Below are 17,418 nucleotides of genomic sequence, written 5' to 3'. Positions count from 1 at the left end.
GGGAAGAACACATGAACCTGTTCGATCTGCAGTCGATGGAAACCCCCAAGGAAGAGGCCATGGGGGACGTCGAGACCGGCAGCCGCGCCAGCCTGCTGCTCTGCGGCGACAGCAGCCTCAGCATCACGACGTGTAACTGACGTCCGGAGCGGCCCGTCGCGGCGACCGCGACGGGCCGCGCGTCCGGTACCGGCGCCGGGGCCTCACCGCCCCCGGCGCCGGTGTACCGCGCCTCGTGGCCGCGGGCCGCGAAGAGGTGCGAGGAGGGGCAGCCTGGTGGGAACCGACCCGGTCCGGCGGCGCAGGACGCCTTCGGCGCCCGACCCGTACGACACGGAACCGGGCCCCGTCCCCGCCCTGCTGGTCCTGGTGTGCTCGGTGGCCGCGGCAGCGGTGGCGGTCGCCCAGCCCTTCGTTCTCGGCCGGACCCTGGACCTGCTGCTGCACGGCGCAACCGCCGGGCCCTGGCTCGCGGCGAGCGCCGCACTGCTCGTCGGCGAGATCCTGCTCGACAGCCTGACCGCGCTGCTCACCGGCCGGTGCACCGCCGACTGGACCGCCTCGATCCGCTCCCGCGCCCTCACCGGCATGCTGCACGCCGTCCCCGACCACGCCACCCGGTACACACCCGGTGACGTCGCGACCCGGCTGACTCTCAACGCCTCCGACGCGGGCGGCGCTCCGGCTGCGAGGGCCGCGCTGGCGGCCTCACTCATCACCCCCGCCGGCGCGCTCGTCGCGCTGGCGGTCGTCGACGTGTGGGTCGCCGCGTGCGTCCTGGCCGGTCTACCGGCCCTGGCGCTGGTGCTGCGGGCCTTCGCACGCGACACGGGAACGTCGGTGCGGGCCTACCAACGCGTGCAGTCGGACATCGCGGCCCGCCTGGTGGAAACCCTGGAGGGCGCGGAAACCATCGCCGCCTCCGGCACCGCGGACCGGGAACGCGCACGCGTACTGCGTCCGTTGACCGACCTCGCCGAGCTGGGCGAACGCATGTGGGTGCTGCACGGGCGGGCGCTGGCGACCGGCGGGGTCCTCGTCCCGCTGCTGACGGTGGCCGCCACCGCTGTCGGTGGCCTGCGGCTCGGGGCCGGGGCCCTGAGCGTCGGAGAGCTGCTCGCGGTGTGCCGGTACGCACAGCTGACGGCGGGGTTCGGCAGTGCGGCCACGCTGCTCGGCGCGGTCGTCCGGGGACGGTCCGCGAGGCAGCGCACCACGGCCCTGGAGCGACTGCCCGCCCTGCCCTACGGGTCCCGGACCCTGCCCCCGGACGGCCCGGGAGCGCTCGAGTTGCGCGGTGTACGGGTGCTGCGGGAGGGGACGGAGGTCCTGCGGGTGGACGAGGTGGTGGTGCCGGGCGGCCTGACCGCCGCGGTCGTGGGCCGCAGCGGTGCCGGCAAGTCCGTCCTGGCCGCCGTGGCCGGGCGGCTGATCGATCCCGACCAGGGGGAGGTGCTGCTGGACGGAACGCGTCTCGACCAGCTGACCCGCCCGTGCCTGCGCGCCGAGGTCGGCTTCGCCTTCCCGCGTCCGGTCCTGGGCGACGGCACCGTGGCCGAGGCGGTCGCGGCCGGACCACGCACCGTGTCACCGCACCGGGTACGCCAGGCCCTCCGCGTCGCGGGCGCCGACACCTTCGTACGCCGCCTTCCCGACACGTACGACACCCGGCTCGCCGACGCCCCCCTGTCCGGCGGCGAACACCAGCGCCTGGGTCTGGCCCGCGCGTTCGCCCACGCGGGCCGACTACTCGTCATGGACGACGCGACCTCCAGTCTCGACACCGCCACGGAACACGCGGTGGACCAGGCACTGCGCCGCTCTCTCGGTGCCGCCACGCGGCTGGTCGTGGCACACCGGCCGTCGGTCGCGGCCCGAGCGGACCTGGTGATCTGGCTGGAGAGCGGACGGGTCCGGGCGGTGGGCACCCACCGGGAACTGTGGGGGAAGGCCGCCTACCGGGCGGTCTTCACCACCGAGGAGCACGGTGAGGGGCCGCTCGGCAGCCGAGACGGCGGTGACGGGTCCGCACGGGGACGGACCGCCACCCTGCGCGAAGACGTGCGGCCGTGACGTCCGTCGACGGCAGCCGTGCCCCGGCGGCCCCCGTCAGGTCCGGGGCGCTGCGCCGGCTCGTGCCGCCCGCCCGAAGCTTCCTCGCCGGGCGCAAGGGCGTTCTCGTACGACTCGGAGCGTGGTCGGTGGTCGAGTCGGCGCAGACCTTCGCGGTCGGCTACGGCGTCGCCCAGGCCATGGACAGGGGATTCCTCGTGGGCGACACGCCGACGGGACTGGGCTGGCTCGCGGTCGCCGGCGTCGCCGTGGTCCTCGGGGCACCTGTCGTCACAGGCGTGTTCGCCCAGCTCGCCGGGCTGACGGAGCCGCTGCGCGACCGTCTCGTACGGCGGGCGGTCGTCCAGTCGATGGCCCGGGCCCTGGCCGGCCCCGGTGGCGGGGACCGCGCCGCCGTCTCACGGCTCACGAACCAGGTCGAGATCGTGCGGGACAGCTTCGCCGGTCTCGTCCTCACCCTGCGCTCGTTCGTCTTCACCGCCGCCGGAGCGCTGGTGGGCCTGTTCTCCCTGGACCCGGCCCTCCTGGTGGTCGTCGTGCCGCCGCTCCTCGGGGGCCTGACGCTGTTCCTGGTCACGCTGCGGCCCATGGCGGCCGCGCAACGGCGGGCTCTCGCCGCCGACGAGGCACTGGGCGATCACGCGACGCGTACCCGTGGGGCGCTGCGCGACATCACCGCCTGCGGCACGCAGGCGGAGGCGGCACGGTACGGAGCGCGGCTCGTCGCCGAAGCGGCCGCCGCGTCCCGTGTCCTCGCCCGCTGGGCCGCGGTGCGCACGACGGCCCTCGGCGTCGCGGGCCAGCTGCCGGTCCTGCTCCTGCTGGTGGCCGTGCCGTGGCTGCACGGCAGAGGAGTCACCACCGGCGCCCTGCTGGGCGCGTTCACCTACCTCGCCCAGGCCCTGCTACCCGCCCTGCACACCCTCATGACCGCGATCGGCGCCGCGGGAACCCGCCTGCTCGTGGTCCTGGACCGGTTCACCGCGACGGCGCCGCCACCCCTCCCGACCGGCACGACGCCCCACGCGCCGCACCCACCCGACACCGCGGGCGCCGGCCGGCCGGAGCAGGCCCGCTGCCCGCTCAGGGAAGCCCCTCGGACGCGCCGCCCGACCCCCGCGGTGGAACTACGTGCGGTGACGGTGGCCTACGGAGCGCGGGCGCAGCCGGTCCTCGACGCGCTCGATCTCCGCGTCGAGGAGGGTGAACACCTGGCCGTCGTCGGCCCCAGCGGCATCGGCAAGTCGACCCTCGCCCGCCTCGTCGCCGGGACACTCGCGCCGGACAGCGGCGAAGTCGACGTGGCGGGCCGTACGATCGCCGGCCGGAGCACCGCCGAACTCTCCGCGCTACGGGTGCTGGTGCCCCAGCAGGCCTACGTCTTCACCGGAACGGTCCGGGACAACCTCGGCTACCTGCGGCCGGACGCCCGCCGCACCGAGATCGAGGCAGCCGTGCGAGAGCTCGGCGCCGACCCTCTCGTCGAGCGCCTGGGCGGGCTCGACGCGCCGGTACGGCCCGACGACCTCTCCCAGGGCGAACGCCAACTGATCGTCCTGACGCGCGCGCACCTGTCCACGGCTCGCCTGCTCCTCCTCGACGAGGCGACCTGTCATCTCGACGCCGCGTCCGAGGCGCGAGCCGAGGAGGCACTCGCACGACGCCCCGGTACGCTCGTCGTCGTGGCACACCGCATCTCGTCCGCGATGCGGGCCGACCGGATCCTGGTGCTCGACGGTGCCGGTGCGGCATGCGGCACCCATCCGGACCTCCTGGGCCGTTGCCCTCTCTACCGTGATCTGGTGGGGCACTGGAGCGGAAGCCCGGAGTGACCCACGCCTGCCACACGGTCCCGGCGGCCTGCGTGCCTCCCCCTCACATCCAGCCGGCGCTCTGCACGATGCGTATCGCGTCCACACGGTTGCGTGCCCCGACCTTCCGTATCGCGCTGGCCATGTAGTTGCGGACGGTTCCCCGGGACAGGTGCAGCGAGAGGGCGATCTCCGCGATGGGGGCGCCCTGCGCGGCCAGGGACACCACACTCAGCTCACGCGACGTCAGCGGCATCTCCGACGCCTCCAGCAACGCGAGGGTGAGTCTTTCGTCGAGGAACCGCTCGCCCTTGGCGACGGTGTGCAGCGCGTCGATCAGCCGTTGCGCGCAGGCGTCCTTGTCGACGAAACCGAGCGCCCCCGCGTCCAAGGCCCTGCGCAGCACACCGGGGCGCTCGGAGACTCCGAGAACGACGAGCCGGGCCCCGCAACGGTCCCAGAACGGCGCACGGTCCACCCCACCAGGGCCTTCCAGACAGTCCCCGTCCACCATGCACACGTCCGGGGGTATGTCGTCCCCGTCGGCACCCTCACCGCGGGAGGACATCGACGAGACCTCGAATCCCTCGGCGGACCGGAGCAGTTGCACCAGGGCCGTCCGCAGCAGCGTCGCATCGTGCACCACGAGAACACGGACCATGTGCAGCCAACCCCCTAGATTCCCCGGCCGCCCTCACAGGCCTCCGGGCTCGTCCCCCGCTTACCCCACCCGTGTGCCCCAGGCCACTGCACGAGAAGCGGGGCTGTCGATCACACGCGGGTCCCAGCGACATCAACACGCCGTTCTCAGCGGAGCCCGGAGGCGGACGGCAAGGGGCGACCGGGCTGGAACCTGTCCCTGACGGGTCGGGTAAACCGGTCAGGAGGACCTCGTGGCGCACGGGGTACGGCACCACCGACCGAAAAAAGACGAAGGGAATGTGACCGGAACATTGCGGCTCCCCTTGTACTGCGCCGCGTCTTCGGCTTCTCGCTCCGGTACCACCGCCCTGCGGAACCGGTGGAACCACGCAGCCGCCGACACGGTCTCGAGTTCTGTGGTCCCTTCGTCGGAAGGTCGGTCTACGAGTGATCACGCCTGCCCGCCCCGGTGTGGCGCGCGGCCGGCACGCGACGCGGGCCCGGGACGCACTCGGCTCAGCGGGGTCACAGGACGGACAGGGGCAGCGGTGAGTCAGGTGCTGTACGGCGAACGGACGGGGAGACTGCTGCCACGGATCGTGGAGCTGACCGAGGACCGACTGCGGGTGGCCTCCAGAACCACCCCCTTGCACGAGCTGAACCCCGGTGCCATGGCCGAGGCCTACGCGTCGGTGGACCACCCCGTCGTGGCCTACGCCTTCCCGGGGCGTCGGCCCGACTACTTCGCGACCACCAGCTATACCTTCGACTGGACGTTCAGCGGGCAGTCCTTCCCGATGAAGTTCTGGCGCAAGCCGTTGCACGCAATGATCGATGCCCGGTCTCCGAGGTCGGCCACGTGCAGGGCCGCGTCGTCGCCGAGCCGCCGCCCGGCCGGCGTCAGCATCGTGGCGCTGGCGTCGATGCCGGTGACGAGGGCGCCGCGCTCGCGCAGTGCGGCGAACAGAGGGCCTGAACCACAGCCGGCGTCCAGGACCCGGCGGCCGGCCACGTCTCCGGCGAGGGCCAACATCGCGGGCCGGGCGTCGTACGCGTTCACGAGGCTGTTCTCGGTCTCGGCCGTGTACGCCTCGGCGAAGCTGTCGTAGTCGTTCGCCCGGGCCCGGTCCGCGGGCTGGGCGAGGCTCTCGGGCACATCGGTCACGCGGTCCATCGCCGCAGCCCAGTAGTCACACGGTCCGCCGGACAGGGCCTCCTGTGACCGCCGCCCGGTCCGCAGGGCCTGACGGTGCCCGGTCCGAACGGGGACCGCGAGACGGGGGTGGCGGGATGCGGCCACAGCGTAAACCCGCCACCGTCTCCCACCTCGGCACCAGCCGTCCGTCTGCCAAGGTGGTGCCACCCCAGCACCAACCAGCTTCCGCCGCCCGCCTTTCGACGTCCCGTCACAGGCAGACGGCGCAGACGTGTCATCGGCCCGGACGGTGCCGGTGCACAGATTTGGGAGAGCGATGCGCCCGATATCGCGTACTGCCCTGGGGACGGCGATCGCCGCCGTCCTGGCCGCCACCGCGGCCGTGCCCTCCATGGCGGGGACACCGGGGAACGACACCCTCGCGGAGCAGAGACCCCTGACCGGCAGCCCGGCCGCCACCGCACGTGGCGGGCAGGGGGCTGTCGTCACCCTCGTCACCGGTGACCGCATCCTGGTCACCGAGGGCCCCTCCGGGCGGAGTTCGGCGGTCGCGCTGCCCGCGGCGGACGGCAGCACACCGCTCCTGCAGACCCGCCAGGTGGGCAAGGACCTCTACGTCTACCCGGAGGGAGCCGTCGCCGCGATCGCCGCCGGCCGCGTGGACCAGGAGCTGTTCAACGTGACGGGGCTGGTGCGTCAGGGCTACGACGACGCGCACTCCGACGTGACACCTCTCATCGCCGTCTACGACGAGGCCGTCGACGTCGCCCGCAGCGCACCGGCGACTCCCCGTGGAGCGAAGCGCGGCCTCGTCCTCGACGCGGTCGACGGTGTGGCACTGAAGGCCGACAAGAAGAGCGCCGCGTCCTTCTGGGCGGACGTCACCGACCCCCGCTCACGGTCGGCCGGTCCCCTGAAGAAGCTGTGGCTGGACGGGAAGGTCCGGGCGACGCTCGACCGGTCGACCAAGCAGGTCCACGCGCCGCAGGCCTGGGCGGCCGGGTACGACGGCACGGGCACCAAAGTGGCCGTGCTCGACACCGGCGTCGACGCCGGACACCCGGACCTCAAGGGCCGGATCAGTGCCAGCAGGAACTTCACGGACTCGCCCGGCACGGACGACGTCCAGGGACACGGCACCCACACCACCTCCACCGTCGGCGGCACCGGCGCGGCGAGCGACGGCAGGATGCGCGGCGTGGCACCGGGCACCGACCTCCTCGTCGGCAAGGTGCTCAACGACTCGGGCTCCGGCGAGATGTCGTGGATCATCGCGGGCATGCAGTGGGCCGTCGACCAGGACGCCGACGTCGTCTCCATGAGCCTGGGCATTCCCGAGCGCACCGACTGCTCCGACCCGATGGCCACCGCGACCGAGGAACTGGCCCGGAACCACAAGGACACCCTGTTCGTCATCGCCGCCGGGAACACCGGGCCGACCCTGAACTCTGTGTCGTCACCCGGCTGTGCGCCGAGCGTCCTCACCGTCGGCGCCGTCGACCGGGACGACTCCACCGCGCAGTTCTCCAGCCGGGGACCCGTCCGCGGCTCCCACACCCTCAAACCCGAGATCGCCGCACCCGGCGTCGGCATCTCCGCCGCCTCCTCCGGCGGCCGCGGCATCTACGCGTACCGTTCGATGAGCGGCACCTCCATGGCGACCCCGCATGTCGCGGGTGCCGCCGCGCTCGTCGCACAGCGCCACCCCGACTGGAACGCGCAGCAGGTCAAAGCCGCGCTGGTCTCCTCCGCCGACAGCACCGTCCCGGGCGACGTGCGGGAGACCGGCGGCGGGCGCCTCGACGTCGAGGACGCGGTCGGCGGAACAGTGCTCGGCGCCCCCGCCGTGCAGGGCGGGAGCTTCGACTGGCCGCAGAGCAAGGCCGACCGCACCACCGTCGAGATCCCGTACACCAACACCACCGACCGGCCGGTCAAGCTGGACCTCGCCGTGCGGCACGTCACCGGCAACGACGGCAGCGCCGTCCGCTCGGCCGTCGCCGGACTGAGGAACAGGTCCGTCACCGTGCCCCCGGGCAGCACCGTCGAGGTGCCGCTCCGGCTGGATCCGACGGCCTCCCTCAAGGCCGGCCAGTACGGCGACATCAGCGGCCGCGTGATCGCCACCGCGGGCAAGGTCACCGTCTCCACGCCGTTCTCGCTCTACGTCCAGCCGCGGACCGTCGACCTCCGTGTCAAGGTCGTCGACCGCGGCGGCAGACCCGCGTCGGGCTCCTCGTCCCTCGACCTCGTCGGCACGGACGACGCGTCGGGCGAGCGCCGCTTCAACGAAGGCGCCGCCGAACAGGTGTACCGGGTGCGTCCCGGCAGCTACTTCCTGTCCTCCTTCATCGTCACCCCGGACAGCGACGGACCACTGGCCGACTCCCTGACCTACGCGGCACGTCCGCAGCTGGAGATCACCAAGAACACCACCGTCGTCCTCGACGCGCGCAGGGCGCACCGGCTGTCCGTGCGCACCGACCGGCCCGCCGAGGACCGCGGCACCACTTTGGCCTTCGCCCGCTCGTGGGACGGCGTCTGGCTGCACTCGGGCACCCTGAACGGGGGCCGCGGCGTGCGGGGCTACTACGCCGACGTCCAAGGCCGCGCCCACGAGGGTGACTTCGAGTTCGGCAGCTACTGGCGCCGCTACGCACCGCAGATCACCGCCTTCGGCATCGCCGGCGGGCCGCGCCTGCACCCGGTGACCGCGGACACCGGTTCCGTCAACCTCGACGGTGCCGGAGAGGCCGAGGTGGTGGACGCGGGTGCGGGAACCGCGGCCGAGCTGGCCGAGGCCCGGGTCAAGGGCAGGATCGCCCTGGTCCGCGTGCCGGACGACACCACCTCCGTCATCGAGGAGGCCCGGGCCGCCAAGGCCGCCGGCGCCCTCGCGCTGATCGCCCACCACGACGCCGGCGCCCGCTGGTACCCGGTGACCGGATACACGGGCGGGCCGCTGCCGGTGCTCGGGCTTCCCTCGGACGAGGCGAAGGAACTCGTGCGGCGGCTGGGCTCTGGCCCGGTGGTCCTCGACTGGCGGGCCACCGCGACGAGCCCCTACGTCTACAACCTCGCCTTCCCGGAGAACGGCCCCGTCACCTCCGACCGGACCTACCGTGTCCGGGACGCCGGCCTCGGCCGCACCCAGGCCACCTACCACGCGATGGGCGTGGCGGCCGACTACCTCTCCATAGCCGTCGCGCACCGGCCGAACGCCGACATTCCGCTGGGCGCACTCGACCGCGTCGCGGTGCCCGGCGGACGCACCGAGTACTACTCGGCAGGCAGCACCGGCTTCTCGCAGAACGTCTCCAGCAGCTTCCCCTGGGGCGAGAGCATGATGGGCGCCGTCCGCACCTACCGAGCGGGGGAGCGTCGCACCGAGGACTGGTACGGCGGTGTCCTGGCCCCGGCCACGCCGCGGGACGCCACGGGCAAGGAGCAACTCGCCGCCGAGCGGCAGGGAAACCAGATCGGTGTCGCGCCGGCCATGTGGGGCGACCACGAACACGATGCGGCCCAGGGGTCGTTCGGCGACGTCGGGTCCATGTCCCTGCGCATCGACGGCGAGGAGGCGGGCACCAGCTCCTACCCCTACGGCGTCTTCGACGTCCCGGCGGCCGACTCCGCGTACGAACTCACCCTGCGGACCGCGAAGTTCGGGCAGCCCGCGCAGGTCTGGCAGCGGTCCGTGTCGACCGAGACGACGTGGTCGTTCCGTTCCCGGCTCGAGAAGGACGTGTACTCACAGGGACTGCCGATCCTCTTCCCGCGGTACCGGCTGCCCGAGGACGGCATGAAGACCCTGGCCGCGCGTGACGGGCAGCGCATCACCCTCGGCATCACCGGACACGCCGGATACCGGCCCGGCGCGCTGCGGTCGGCGCAGCTGTCGTACTCCTACGACGGTGGCGGCACCTGGACCGAGGCGGCGACGGACCAGCACGGCGGTGTCTGGTCGGCGACGGTCGACCACGCCGGCGCCTCCGGCAAACAGGTCACCGTGAAGGTCGCCCTGACGGACACCAAGGGCAACTCCGTCACCCAGACCGTGACCCGGGCCTACGACGTGCGGTAACCCGCGTCATACGGCTGGTCGCCGGGCGGCACCCGCAGTGCCGGGGTGTCGCCCGGCCACGGTCGGCCTCGCCGGGGCCACAGGTCCGCAGCCTGTCGCTCCCCCCGGAGACAGGCGCGGGACGCTCGATCACACCCGCCCGCCGTGCTCCGGTTCGTCAGGGAGACGACCCGGCGGACCGGCCCGGCCGCCGGGTGAAGCGCCGCAGCCCCCGTCGGGTGGGCTTGAGGGGCTTGTCCTCGGGGGCGAGCGGGCCCTGGCCCGCGGTCACGGCCGCTGCCGCCGCCGGGGGCGGCACGGGACGGCTGCCCTGTTCGAGCCTGGTCCGGACGGCCTGGGCCATGGCCTGATGGGACGGTTCCAGCAGCAGGCCCTCCGCGGACAGCCGCTCCCACATGTGCAACAGCTCCTGCCCCCGGGCAGCCACCTGGCCCTCGTCCCACAGCCGCTGCCACGCCGCGGTGGCGCGGGCCACCTCGGGCGCCGCACGGTTCAGGTCGGTGCGGCAGCGGATGCGCGCGACGGTCAGCGCCAGGACGGTGGAGAGCATGTAGTCGCCGCGCAGATACGCGAGGTACGCCTCGATCGCCCTCGCCTCCAGCGAGAGTTCGTCCTCCGCGCCCCTGCGCAGCGAGAGGTGCTCGCGCAGCGCGCTGGCGAGGACGAACGCCGTGTGAAGTTCCTCGCGCTGCGCGTGCTGGATGATGCGCTCGACGCGGGCGAGCGGAGGGAACGCCTCCTCCTCCGCGGCGGTACGCTCGCGCCCGGGCGGCAGGTCCTCCTCCTCGGCGATGGTCCGGCTCGAGCCGTCGGGGTACACACGCAGGCGTGCCACCTGCTGCACGGTGCGGTCGATGACGGTGGCCGCCACCGGGGCCCCCAGGGTGCGGGCGAACATGGCGACGGCGTCGAGGATCGCCTCGTTGGGCGGCCGCGTGCCGCCCATCTCCAGCAGATGGCCGTTGACCACCGTCGACCCGTCCTCGGCCACGTAGGCGTCGAGACGGACCAGCGGTGGTGCGCTGAGCGCGGGCAGGTTCCCCCCGTCACGGGGCGTCAGTGAGTGGGACATTCGCTCAGACTCCGGGTCGGACGACACCCAGGATGGGCATGGAGGCGGCCGGTGCGGTCGTGATCGTGCGTCCGGGCCGCGGGGCGTGGACCATCTGCCCGCCCCCGATGTACATGCCCACGTGCGTGGCGTCGCTGTAGTAGATGATCAGGTCCCCGGGCCGCGCGGAGGACAGGCCGACGCGGGTCAGCCCCTGCCACTGGGCCTGCGAGGTACGGGGCACGGGGTGTCCGGCCGCCGCCCAGGCCGCGGAGGTGAGACCCGAGCAGTCGTACGACGAGGGGCCCACGGCGCCCCACACGTACGGCTTGCCGATCTGCGCCATCGCGAAGTCGACGGCCCTGGCGGCCGCTCCGCTCGCCTTGGTCCCGCCGCGCGGGCCGGTCCCGGCAGAGGTGCCGCCCCCGGAGGAGGTGCCGCCACCCGAGCCGGACCCGGAGGAGGTGCCGCCGCCCCCGGAACCGGAACCCGTCCACCTGGACCTGGCTTCCTCAGCCCTCTTCCTTTCCAACTCGGCGAGCTTGCGGGCCTGTTCCTTTTCGAGCCCGTCCTCGATCCGCTTGGCCTGGGCGATCCTCTTCTCGATCTTCTGCTTCGCCTCGGCCTTGTCCGCCCGGCTGCTCTGCAGCTTCTGCAACTCCTTCGCGGCGGCGTCGGTCTGCCCGGTCAGCTTCGCGTGGGCGGTCTTCTGGGCGTCGGAGACATTGACCAGGTTCCGCATGGCCTGGCGGGCCTGGGACGCCTCGTCCAGGGCCTGGTCGGGGTGGTCGCCGAGCAGCAACTGGATCCCCGTCGCGGCGAGGTGGCCCCCGCGGTACTGGGTCCGCGCCGCCGCACCGGCGAGGTCGTGGAGATCGTTCACCCGGGCCCGGGTGCGGGCCAGGTCCTTGCGGAGCGTCGTCAGCCGCTTCGCCTGGTTCGTCGCCTTCTCGTTCGCGGCGTTGTACGCCTCGGTGGCCACCTCCGCCTCGCGGTAGAGGCCGTCCAGTTCGGCGCGGATGTCCTCGATCGACTTGTCGTCCTGGGGACCTGGTTCGTTCGGGGCCGCGTAGATCGGGCCGGGTATCAGGACGATCGCGCAGACGAGGACTGCTGTGCTGGCCCGGCTCCGCAGCCGTCTTCCGCCGGTCGACACGTGCATCAACTCCACTTCCAACGGTCGCGTGCAGGCGGCTCGGACGGGCACCTCGCCATCACAGCCGCCACCGGAGGTCACAAGGAGGTCGTTCGACCCTTGAACACACTACCCTCACCCGAACGGCCGACCCCTGTATCCCCGCGCGTGTCAACTCGCGCACACGCGACGCGCATACCGGCTGCCGGCCGCGTTCCCCCTCTGCTTCCCGGCGATTTCACGCCTCGTCCATGTCGGCCCGCGGCCGGGCGTCGTGCCCCGGGTGGCCCGTGCTCTCGAAAGACGAGGGCAACGGTGTCAGCCGGTGCCCGTGGAGAGGGCGAAAGGGCCGTGCAGAGCCGCCCATTGCGGGAGCAGGGCGGTCCTGCCGTCGGCGATGCGGCCGTCACCGTCATGGCGAGGTCCTCGGCGAAGGGCAGTTCGGGGACTTCGACGTCCTCTCGGCCCTCTCCGTCCTCTTCGACTCCGCCGCCGGTTCCGGTCCGGTCGGCCGGGGAGCAGGGGGGCGAAGAAGGGGAGGCGGTCCGTGACGGAGCCGGGGCCCGTGTAGGCGTCGAGGACGAGGGTGAGGGGGCCGAGAGTGACGCCGAGTTCCTCGGCGGCCTCGCGGCGAAGGGCGGGCGGGTCGTCCGCGTCGAGCAGTCCCGCGGCTGCCTCGAGCCGACTGAACACCTCCCGCACAAGGGCACCCGCGTCACCGACTCCGGTCGGATCGTGCAGAGGCCGGACAGCGGTCGGCCCATGGCGGGAGTACCGTCGGCCGGTCTGCGCGGGCACAATGCCCGCCTCGGTTTGCTGTACCCCGAGTAACAAGATCACAGTTGGTGTGCGCACCTCGCCCGACCACCCGAGGTAGCGCCCTTCCCCTTTGTGTGCCCGCGTTCGTGGTGCCCGGATGACCAACAGGAAGCCGAATGAACCCGTCAGACGACCGCCTGGAGCAGGCGCGCGAGGACTATGACCACCACCTGAGGACATGCCGTCAGTGCGATGCCGACGGTGTGAACTGCCCCGTGGCCAAACACCTCAGACGCCTGTACAACAACCTCCTCAGAACGACCCGCAACCGCTCGGGCGCTTCCCTCACCCGGTAGCGCCGGACACCGCGGTCGCCGCCCCCGGGGTACGGCGCGCTGGTCAGTACACCGGCGGTCACCACCGCTGATGGAACCCGTCCCGGACCGGCAGCGTCAGAAGGAGGAATCTTCTCCCTGGAGGACGCATGCGCGTCAGGGCCATGAGCTGCGTCACCCTGCTGGGCACGGTGGTCGCCGGACCGGTGGTCGCCGGTTGCGGTGGTCCGTCCGGTGACGACGCCGGTGCTGACGCGGACGCGGTGGCGCGGCGCGCCCGGCAGGTGGCCGCGGCCTGGGAGGGGTCGGCCGCGGCCGACGCGTGGCGCGCCGGCTACCACCCGATGGGTGACGTGATCCAACTGCCCCGTGGCGGCCTGCGGAGCGAGGCCGATGCGCGGGCGTACCGCGACCGCAGCTTCGTCCGGCACGGCGAGCTGCCTGCCACCCGGGCAGGGGAGGGCCGGGTGACCTGGGCCGCCGGCGGGTCGCTCACGCGGCCGATGACGGGGGCGGAGGACGCGTACAGGTCCCTGTCCGACGGCCGCGTCGGAGACGAGCCGCACCTCGTCGTGACCGGCGCGAAGCCGGGCACCATGACGCTGGTCACCAGCCGCGGACCGGCCACCGTCCCTGCCTGGGTCTTCACCCTGGACGGCTACACCTCACCCCTCAAGCGGGCCGCCGTCCTCCCCTCGGTGCTCCCCTCGCCGCCGATCGCCCCAGCGCGCGACGTCCCCGTCCAGCTGCTGGGCGGGCTGGTCGGCGTCGCCGGAGACGGCCGGTCGGCGACGGTGGTCGCTCGCCATGGCGCGTGCGACGACGGCCCGGCGGTGGAGGTGCTGGAAACACCGCGCAGCGTGGTCCTGTCGTCCTCGGTCAAGCAGCGGGAGAGCGGAGGCGACTGCACCAAGCAGGCGAAGCTGCAACGAGTGACGGTGGAGCTCGCTCGCCCCGTGGGTGACCGCGTCCTGTTGGACGCGGCATCAGGCCGCCCGATCCCTTACACACCGCCGCACGGCCCCTCGCCGAGCTGGAGCCGGTAACCGGCGGGCGCCCGCAGAGATCGCGGCGAGGCTCGGGGCGGCTGCGGGGCTCCCCTTGCCTTTCGCGTCGAGCCACCGGGCGCTAGTGTCCGGAGCGGTGAGTCGACCCACGAGGAGTTGTAGGCATGGTCGGTCGTCCGAGCGCGCGTTGACGTCGTAGGCCTGTAGGTCTGTCATCGCGTGCTGCCCCTGATGTTGCGGCACAGCGAGCCTTCTCCTGCCCGAACCGTCGGCGCACCCGTGGTGTCGCCAGGTAGCGGGCCTCGTTGTCGGCAACCCGAGGGATATCCGTGCCTTCCGCTTCCCCCGCTGGATCCCGTTCCGGTCACCCCGCTCCGTCCAGCCTGTGGCGGGACCGTGACTTCCGCAGACTCTGGGTGGGGCAGACGGCCTCCCAACTCGGAGAACACACAGGTCTGGTAGTCCTCCCGCTCCTCGCCGTGCTGACCCTCAACGCCAGTGCCGCCGAGCTGGGTGTCCTGCGCGGTGTGGGCCAGGCACCGATCCTGTTGCTCTCGCTCTTCGTCGGCGCCTGGGTGGACAGGCGGCGCACCCGTACGGTGATGGTGCTGACGGACGCCGGCCGGGCCCTCGCCCTGGGCGCCGCCGCGGTGGCCGGCCTCTCGGGCCGGCTCGGCCTGCCCCCGCTCTACGTGATCGCCTTCGCCGTGGGGGCCCTTTCCGTGTTCTTCGACGTGGCCTACCAGACGTCGCTCGTACGCCTGGTGCGACGCGATCAGCTCGTGGGGGGCAACAGCGCGCTCGAGGGAAGCCGGTCCGCGGCGCAGACCGGCGGTCCCGCCCTCGGCGGAGCGTTGGTGTCCCTTCTGTCGGCGCCGGTCGCCGCCGCCTCCAGCGCACTGTTCTTCGCGCTGTCGTTCCTGTCGATCCGGAGAATCCGGCGGGTGGAATCGACCCCGGAACGCCGGGAAGATCCCCTCGGGGTCTGGCGGCGGATCCGGGAGGGGCTCCGCTTCGTCGTCCACGACACGGTGCTGCGGACCGTGTGCCTGGCCTCAGCCGCCTTCCAGTTCTCCTTCGCGGCCGTGATGACCGTCTATCTGCTCTTCCTGCCGCGGGAGCTGCACCTGTCCGGCGCCGCCGTCGGGCTGGCTCTGGCGGCGACCGGGCCGGGGGCCCTCCTCGGCTCCGTGCTGGCCGCCCGCCTGCCGAACCGGTTCGGGTACGGGCCGGTGCTCGTGGCCGCGGCGGCACTCGGCGACGGCGTGTTCTTGTGTGTTCCCGCGCTGCACGGCTCCTCCGGGGTGACCGTCTCCGTGCTGGTCGCGGTCAACTTCGTGTTCGGGGCAGGCGGTCAGCTGGTGAATGTGGCGGTCATGGCCGTACGGCAGACGGCCACTCCGGACGGGATGCAAGGCCGCGTGGCCGCGACGATCACGTTCGTCGGCATGGGGCTGTCTCCGCTCGGTTCCCTGCTCGGCGGATTCCTCGCCGAGGAGTGGGGGGTGCGCACCAGTCTCCTGGCGACGGCCGCGGGCATGATGCTGTCCCCGGTGGTGATGGCCCTGTCGTCCCTCGCCCGCCTTGGGCGGACGCTCCCGGCCGTGCAGAAGGCCGCCGACAGCGGGGCGCCGCGATAACGACTCGTGGTGATGACCGGGCGCTTGATCAGCCCCAGGCATGCACGGGCCGGCGCGGCGCGGACGTGGCCGTACGTCCGGCGCCGGGCCGCCTTCGAAGAGCTCTTCACAGCACGAAGAGCAGTTCGAAGTCGGGGTCGGGCCGTGAGATCATTTTGTCCGCGGCGGGCGGCCTGACGGCCGTCGTCGTGCCGGCCACCGGTTGTGCGGTCGGACCCGGAGTACTGGCGACTCCGCACTGCGGCACCTGGGGGAAGCATGGGGCACGACGGGCCGACAGGAGTACCCGGGGAGCGTACTCGCGCCGAACGGCTGACCGAAGGGCTGATCGTCGTCGTGGCGTCGGTCGTTTCACTCGGTCTGCTGGCCGGTCCGGCAGTCGTTTTCGGAACGACTGCGTGGCACCTGGTCACCGACACCGGCACCACCGCGTTCAGCCGGCTCGCGGCGCCGATGTTCTTCCTCGCCCTCGTGGCGCTGCCACTCGTCCTGGCCCGCATGGCGTTCCGCGCAGGCCGGCGAAAGGGCGGGGAGCGGCTGACCGCGGCGGTCCCCGCGGTGCTGACGCTGCTCGGCTCGTCCGTGGTGCTGTTCGCGGCCCTGTCCCTGGTCTTCGTGTACGCGGACTGACCCCGGACGACGCCGGGCCCGAGTGTCGTCCCGGCCGCCGCCGCGTCCGCGCCCGCTGTACGCGTATGACCTCGGCATCACCGGTCACCTGCGGATCGCATGGGCGTTCGTGCAGGTGAGCACCGTCAGTAGTCGAGGCTCGGGTACCAGTCGTCGCGGCCCTGCGGGGTCAGGTCGAGCAGGTGCCAGACGGGGGCCAGGAGATCGATGCCGCGCTGGTCGATGTCGTCGGCCATGCGGGGGTGGGTGGAGTAGCGGTGGCGGACCGTGCCGTCGCCGTCGCGAGTGAAGACGGAGACGGTGGAGTCCTGTTCGCCGGCCTCGTCCTCGCTGCCCAGGTCGTACTTGAACGTGCTGTCGCCGCAGCTCAGGAGCCGAAGCCGGTGCCAGCCGCGGTTGCGGGCGTGCTGCCGCAGGGCGGGTGGGTCCGCGGCCGCGGCGATGACGAAGTCGGCGTTGCGGGCGATGTGGTGGGCGATGCCGTTGAAACCGTCGACCCACAGCGTGCACATCGGGCAGGGGGTGGTCTGGAGCTTGCCGTACATGAGGTGGTAGACGATCAGCGGACGGTCCGTGGCGGTGAACAACTCGCTCAGAGTGACCTCGCGCACCGGTGTGTCGCCGGCGTCGAGGTCGGCGGGGCCCTCGACGAAGGTGTAGTCGTCGACCGGCGGACCCTGCGGGAGCGCCCGTCGCTGGGCCGCGACCTTCTCGCGGTGACGCATGAGTTCGATCTCGGCCAGGCGCAGCTCTTCGCGAGCGTCGAGGTAGTCAGCCGACTCGCCGGCCAGTCTGGTGTGCCGCAGCATCGTGTCCTCCTGAGATGGCCAGTCCCCGAGCTCCCGGTTCCCGCGTTCCCCGACCGGTCCTTCGAGTCTATGGCGGCTCCGCGGTCCACCGACAGCCGAGCTGTCGTCCGGGGCTGCGGGTCGGTCCGCGAGCGGGCCGGGGAAGCCGGCCCCGTGCGGAGGAGGACCGGGCGCGGCCACCTGCCACGGGGCGGGGCGTGGAGGGCGGGGGCGGTGTGGTGACGGCCCGGTGCCGCACCGGCGCGGGTGTGCTCCTGGCCGGTGCGGCAGCCGCTCCCGCCGCCCG

Annotated in this window: 11 protein-coding genes and 2 pseudogenes; 7 read left to right on the top strand and 6 right to left on the bottom strand. The window is 72.8% G+C overall.

Annotation, left to right across the window (positions count from 1 at the left end; all coding sequences use genetic code 11):
- Window positions 1-11 precede the first annotated feature (11 nt).
- The 3 genes from KUM32_RS33570 (at window position 12) to KUM32_RS33560 (ending at window position 3,905) form a co-directional block, all read left to right on the top strand.
- Window positions 12-140: a SapB/AmfS family lanthipeptide gene (locus KUM32_RS33570; RefSeq protein WP_003972313.1), complete on the top strand. Its 129-nt coding sequence runs from the start codon at window positions 12-14 to the stop codon at window positions 138-140.
- A 136-nt stretch (window positions 141-276) separates the two neighbouring features.
- Complete coding sequence (locus tag KUM32_RS33565; protein WP_217145697.1) at window positions 277-2,073, top strand: ABC transporter ATP-binding protein; 1,797 nt, start codon at window positions 277-279, stop codon at window positions 2,071-2,073.
- Window positions 2,070-3,905 carry an ABC transporter ATP-binding protein gene (locus KUM32_RS33560; RefSeq protein ID WP_217145696.1) on the top strand — a complete coding sequence of 612 codons (1,836 nt, stop codon included), beginning with the start codon at window positions 2,070-2,072 and terminating at the stop codon, window positions 3,903-3,905. Before KUM32_RS33565 ends, KUM32_RS33560 begins: the two co-directional genes overlap by 4 nt.
- Window positions 3,906-3,948: 43 nt before the next feature.
- Here the strand turns inward: KUM32_RS33560 and KUM32_RS33555 are convergent, their stop codons facing one another.
- Together KUM32_RS33555 and KUM32_RS33550 are read right to left on the bottom strand one after the other, a co-directional pair.
- The gene (locus tag KUM32_RS33555) at window positions 3,949-4,545 is read right to left on the bottom strand and encodes a response regulator transcription factor (protein ID WP_217145695.1); all 597 of its coding nucleotides are present in this window, start codon (window positions 4,543-4,545) and stop codon (window positions 3,949-3,951) included.
- An 819-nt stretch (window positions 4,546-5,364) separates the two neighbouring features.
- A pseudogene (locus tag KUM32_RS33550) lies at window positions 5,365-5,700 on the bottom strand (class I SAM-dependent methyltransferase); the annotation flags it as partial.
- 298 nt (window positions 5,701-5,998) lie between these two features.
- On the opposite strand from KUM32_RS33550, the gene KUM32_RS33545 reads away from it, so the two are divergent.
- Entirely contained in the window at window positions 5,999-9,766 is a 3,768-nt protein-coding gene (locus KUM32_RS33545; RefSeq protein WP_217145694.1) for a S8 family serine peptidase, read from the top strand.
- A gap of 157 nt (window positions 9,767-9,923) precedes the next feature.
- Here KUM32_RS33545 and KUM32_RS33540 read toward each other — a convergent pair whose 3' ends face one another.
- From KUM32_RS33540 to KUM32_RS44130, 3 genes and pseudogenes are all read right to left on the bottom strand, one after another.
- On the bottom strand, window positions 9,924-10,838 hold the full coding sequence (locus KUM32_RS33540) for a hypothetical protein (protein ID WP_217145693.1): 915 nt from the start codon (window positions 10,836-10,838) through the stop codon (window positions 9,924-9,926).
- Window positions 10,839-10,842: 4 nt separating this feature from the next.
- On the bottom strand, window positions 10,843-11,979 hold the full coding sequence (locus KUM32_RS33535) for a C40 family peptidase (protein WP_217145692.1): 1,137 nt from the start codon (window positions 11,977-11,979) through the stop codon (window positions 10,843-10,845).
- 291 nt (window positions 11,980-12,270) lie between these two features.
- Window positions 12,271-12,633 (bottom strand): annotated as a pseudogene (locus tag KUM32_RS44130) (GDP-mannose pyrophosphatase); the annotation flags it as partial.
- A 562-nt stretch (window positions 12,634-13,195) separates the two neighbouring features.
- Here KUM32_RS44130 and KUM32_RS33530 point away from each other — a divergent pair.
- The 3 genes from KUM32_RS33530 (at window position 13,196) to KUM32_RS33520 (ending at window position 16,323) form a co-directional block, all read left to right on the top strand.
- The gene (locus KUM32_RS33530; protein ID WP_217145691.1) at window positions 13,196-14,092 is read left to right on the top strand and encodes a hypothetical protein; all 897 of its coding nucleotides are present in this window, start codon (window positions 13,196-13,198) and stop codon (window positions 14,090-14,092) included.
- 290 nt (window positions 14,093-14,382) lie between these two features.
- On the top strand, window positions 14,383-15,693 hold the full coding sequence (locus KUM32_RS33525; RefSeq protein ID WP_217145690.1) for an MFS transporter: 1,311 nt from the start codon (window positions 14,383-14,385) through the stop codon (window positions 15,691-15,693).
- Between the two features lie 258 nt (window positions 15,694-15,951).
- A complete protein-coding gene (locus KUM32_RS33520) occupies window positions 15,952-16,323 on the top strand; it encodes a hypothetical protein (protein ID WP_217145689.1) in 372 nt (123 codons plus the stop codon).
- 125 nt (window positions 16,324-16,448) lie between these two features.
- On the opposite strand, the gene KUM32_RS33515 is transcribed toward KUM32_RS33520, so the two are convergent.
- The gene (locus tag KUM32_RS33515) at window positions 16,449-17,132 is read right to left on the bottom strand and encodes a DUF899 family protein (RefSeq protein WP_217145688.1); all 684 of its coding nucleotides are present in this window, start codon (window positions 17,130-17,132) and stop codon (window positions 16,449-16,451) included.
- Between the last annotated feature and the right edge of the window lie 286 nt (window positions 17,133-17,418).

It is taken from the genome of Streptomyces sp. AC627_RSS907 (assembly GCF_019049165.1).
Note: the sequence above shows the minus strand (reverse complement) of the source record. Positions and strands in the feature narration are given on the sequence as shown.

What these genes read in the sequence shown, in the direction of transcription:
- KUM32_RS33570 (WP_003972313.1), top strand. Translation starts at nt 12, where the DNA reads ATGAACCTGTTCGATCTGCAGTCGATGGAAACCCCCAAGGAAGAGGCC.
- KUM32_RS33555 (WP_217145695.1), bottom strand. Translation starts at nt 4,545, where the DNA reads ATGGTCCGTGTTCTCGTGGTGCACGATGCGACGCTGCTGCGGACGGCC.
- KUM32_RS33545 (WP_217145694.1), top strand. Translation starts at nt 5,999, where the DNA reads ATGCGCCCGATATCGCGTACTGCCCTGGGGACGGCGATCGCCGCCGTC.
- KUM32_RS33540 (WP_217145693.1), bottom strand. Translation starts at nt 10,838, where the DNA reads ATGTCCCACTCACTGACGCCCCGTGACGGGGGGAACCTGCCCGCGCTC.
- KUM32_RS33535 (WP_217145692.1), bottom strand. Translation starts at nt 11,979, where the DNA reads ATGCACGTGTCGACCGGCGGAAGACGGCTGCGGAGCCGGGCCAGCACA.
- KUM32_RS33530 (WP_217145691.1), top strand. Translation starts at nt 13,196, where the DNA reads ATGCGCGTCAGGGCCATGAGCTGCGTCACCCTGCTGGGCACGGTGGTC.
- KUM32_RS33520 (WP_217145689.1), top strand. Translation starts at nt 15,952, where the DNA reads ATGGGGCACGACGGGCCGACAGGAGTACCCGGGGAGCGTACTCGCGCC.
- KUM32_RS33515 (WP_217145688.1), bottom strand. Translation starts at nt 17,132, where the DNA reads ATGCTGCGGCACACCAGACTGGCCGGCGAGTCGGCTGACTACCTCGAC.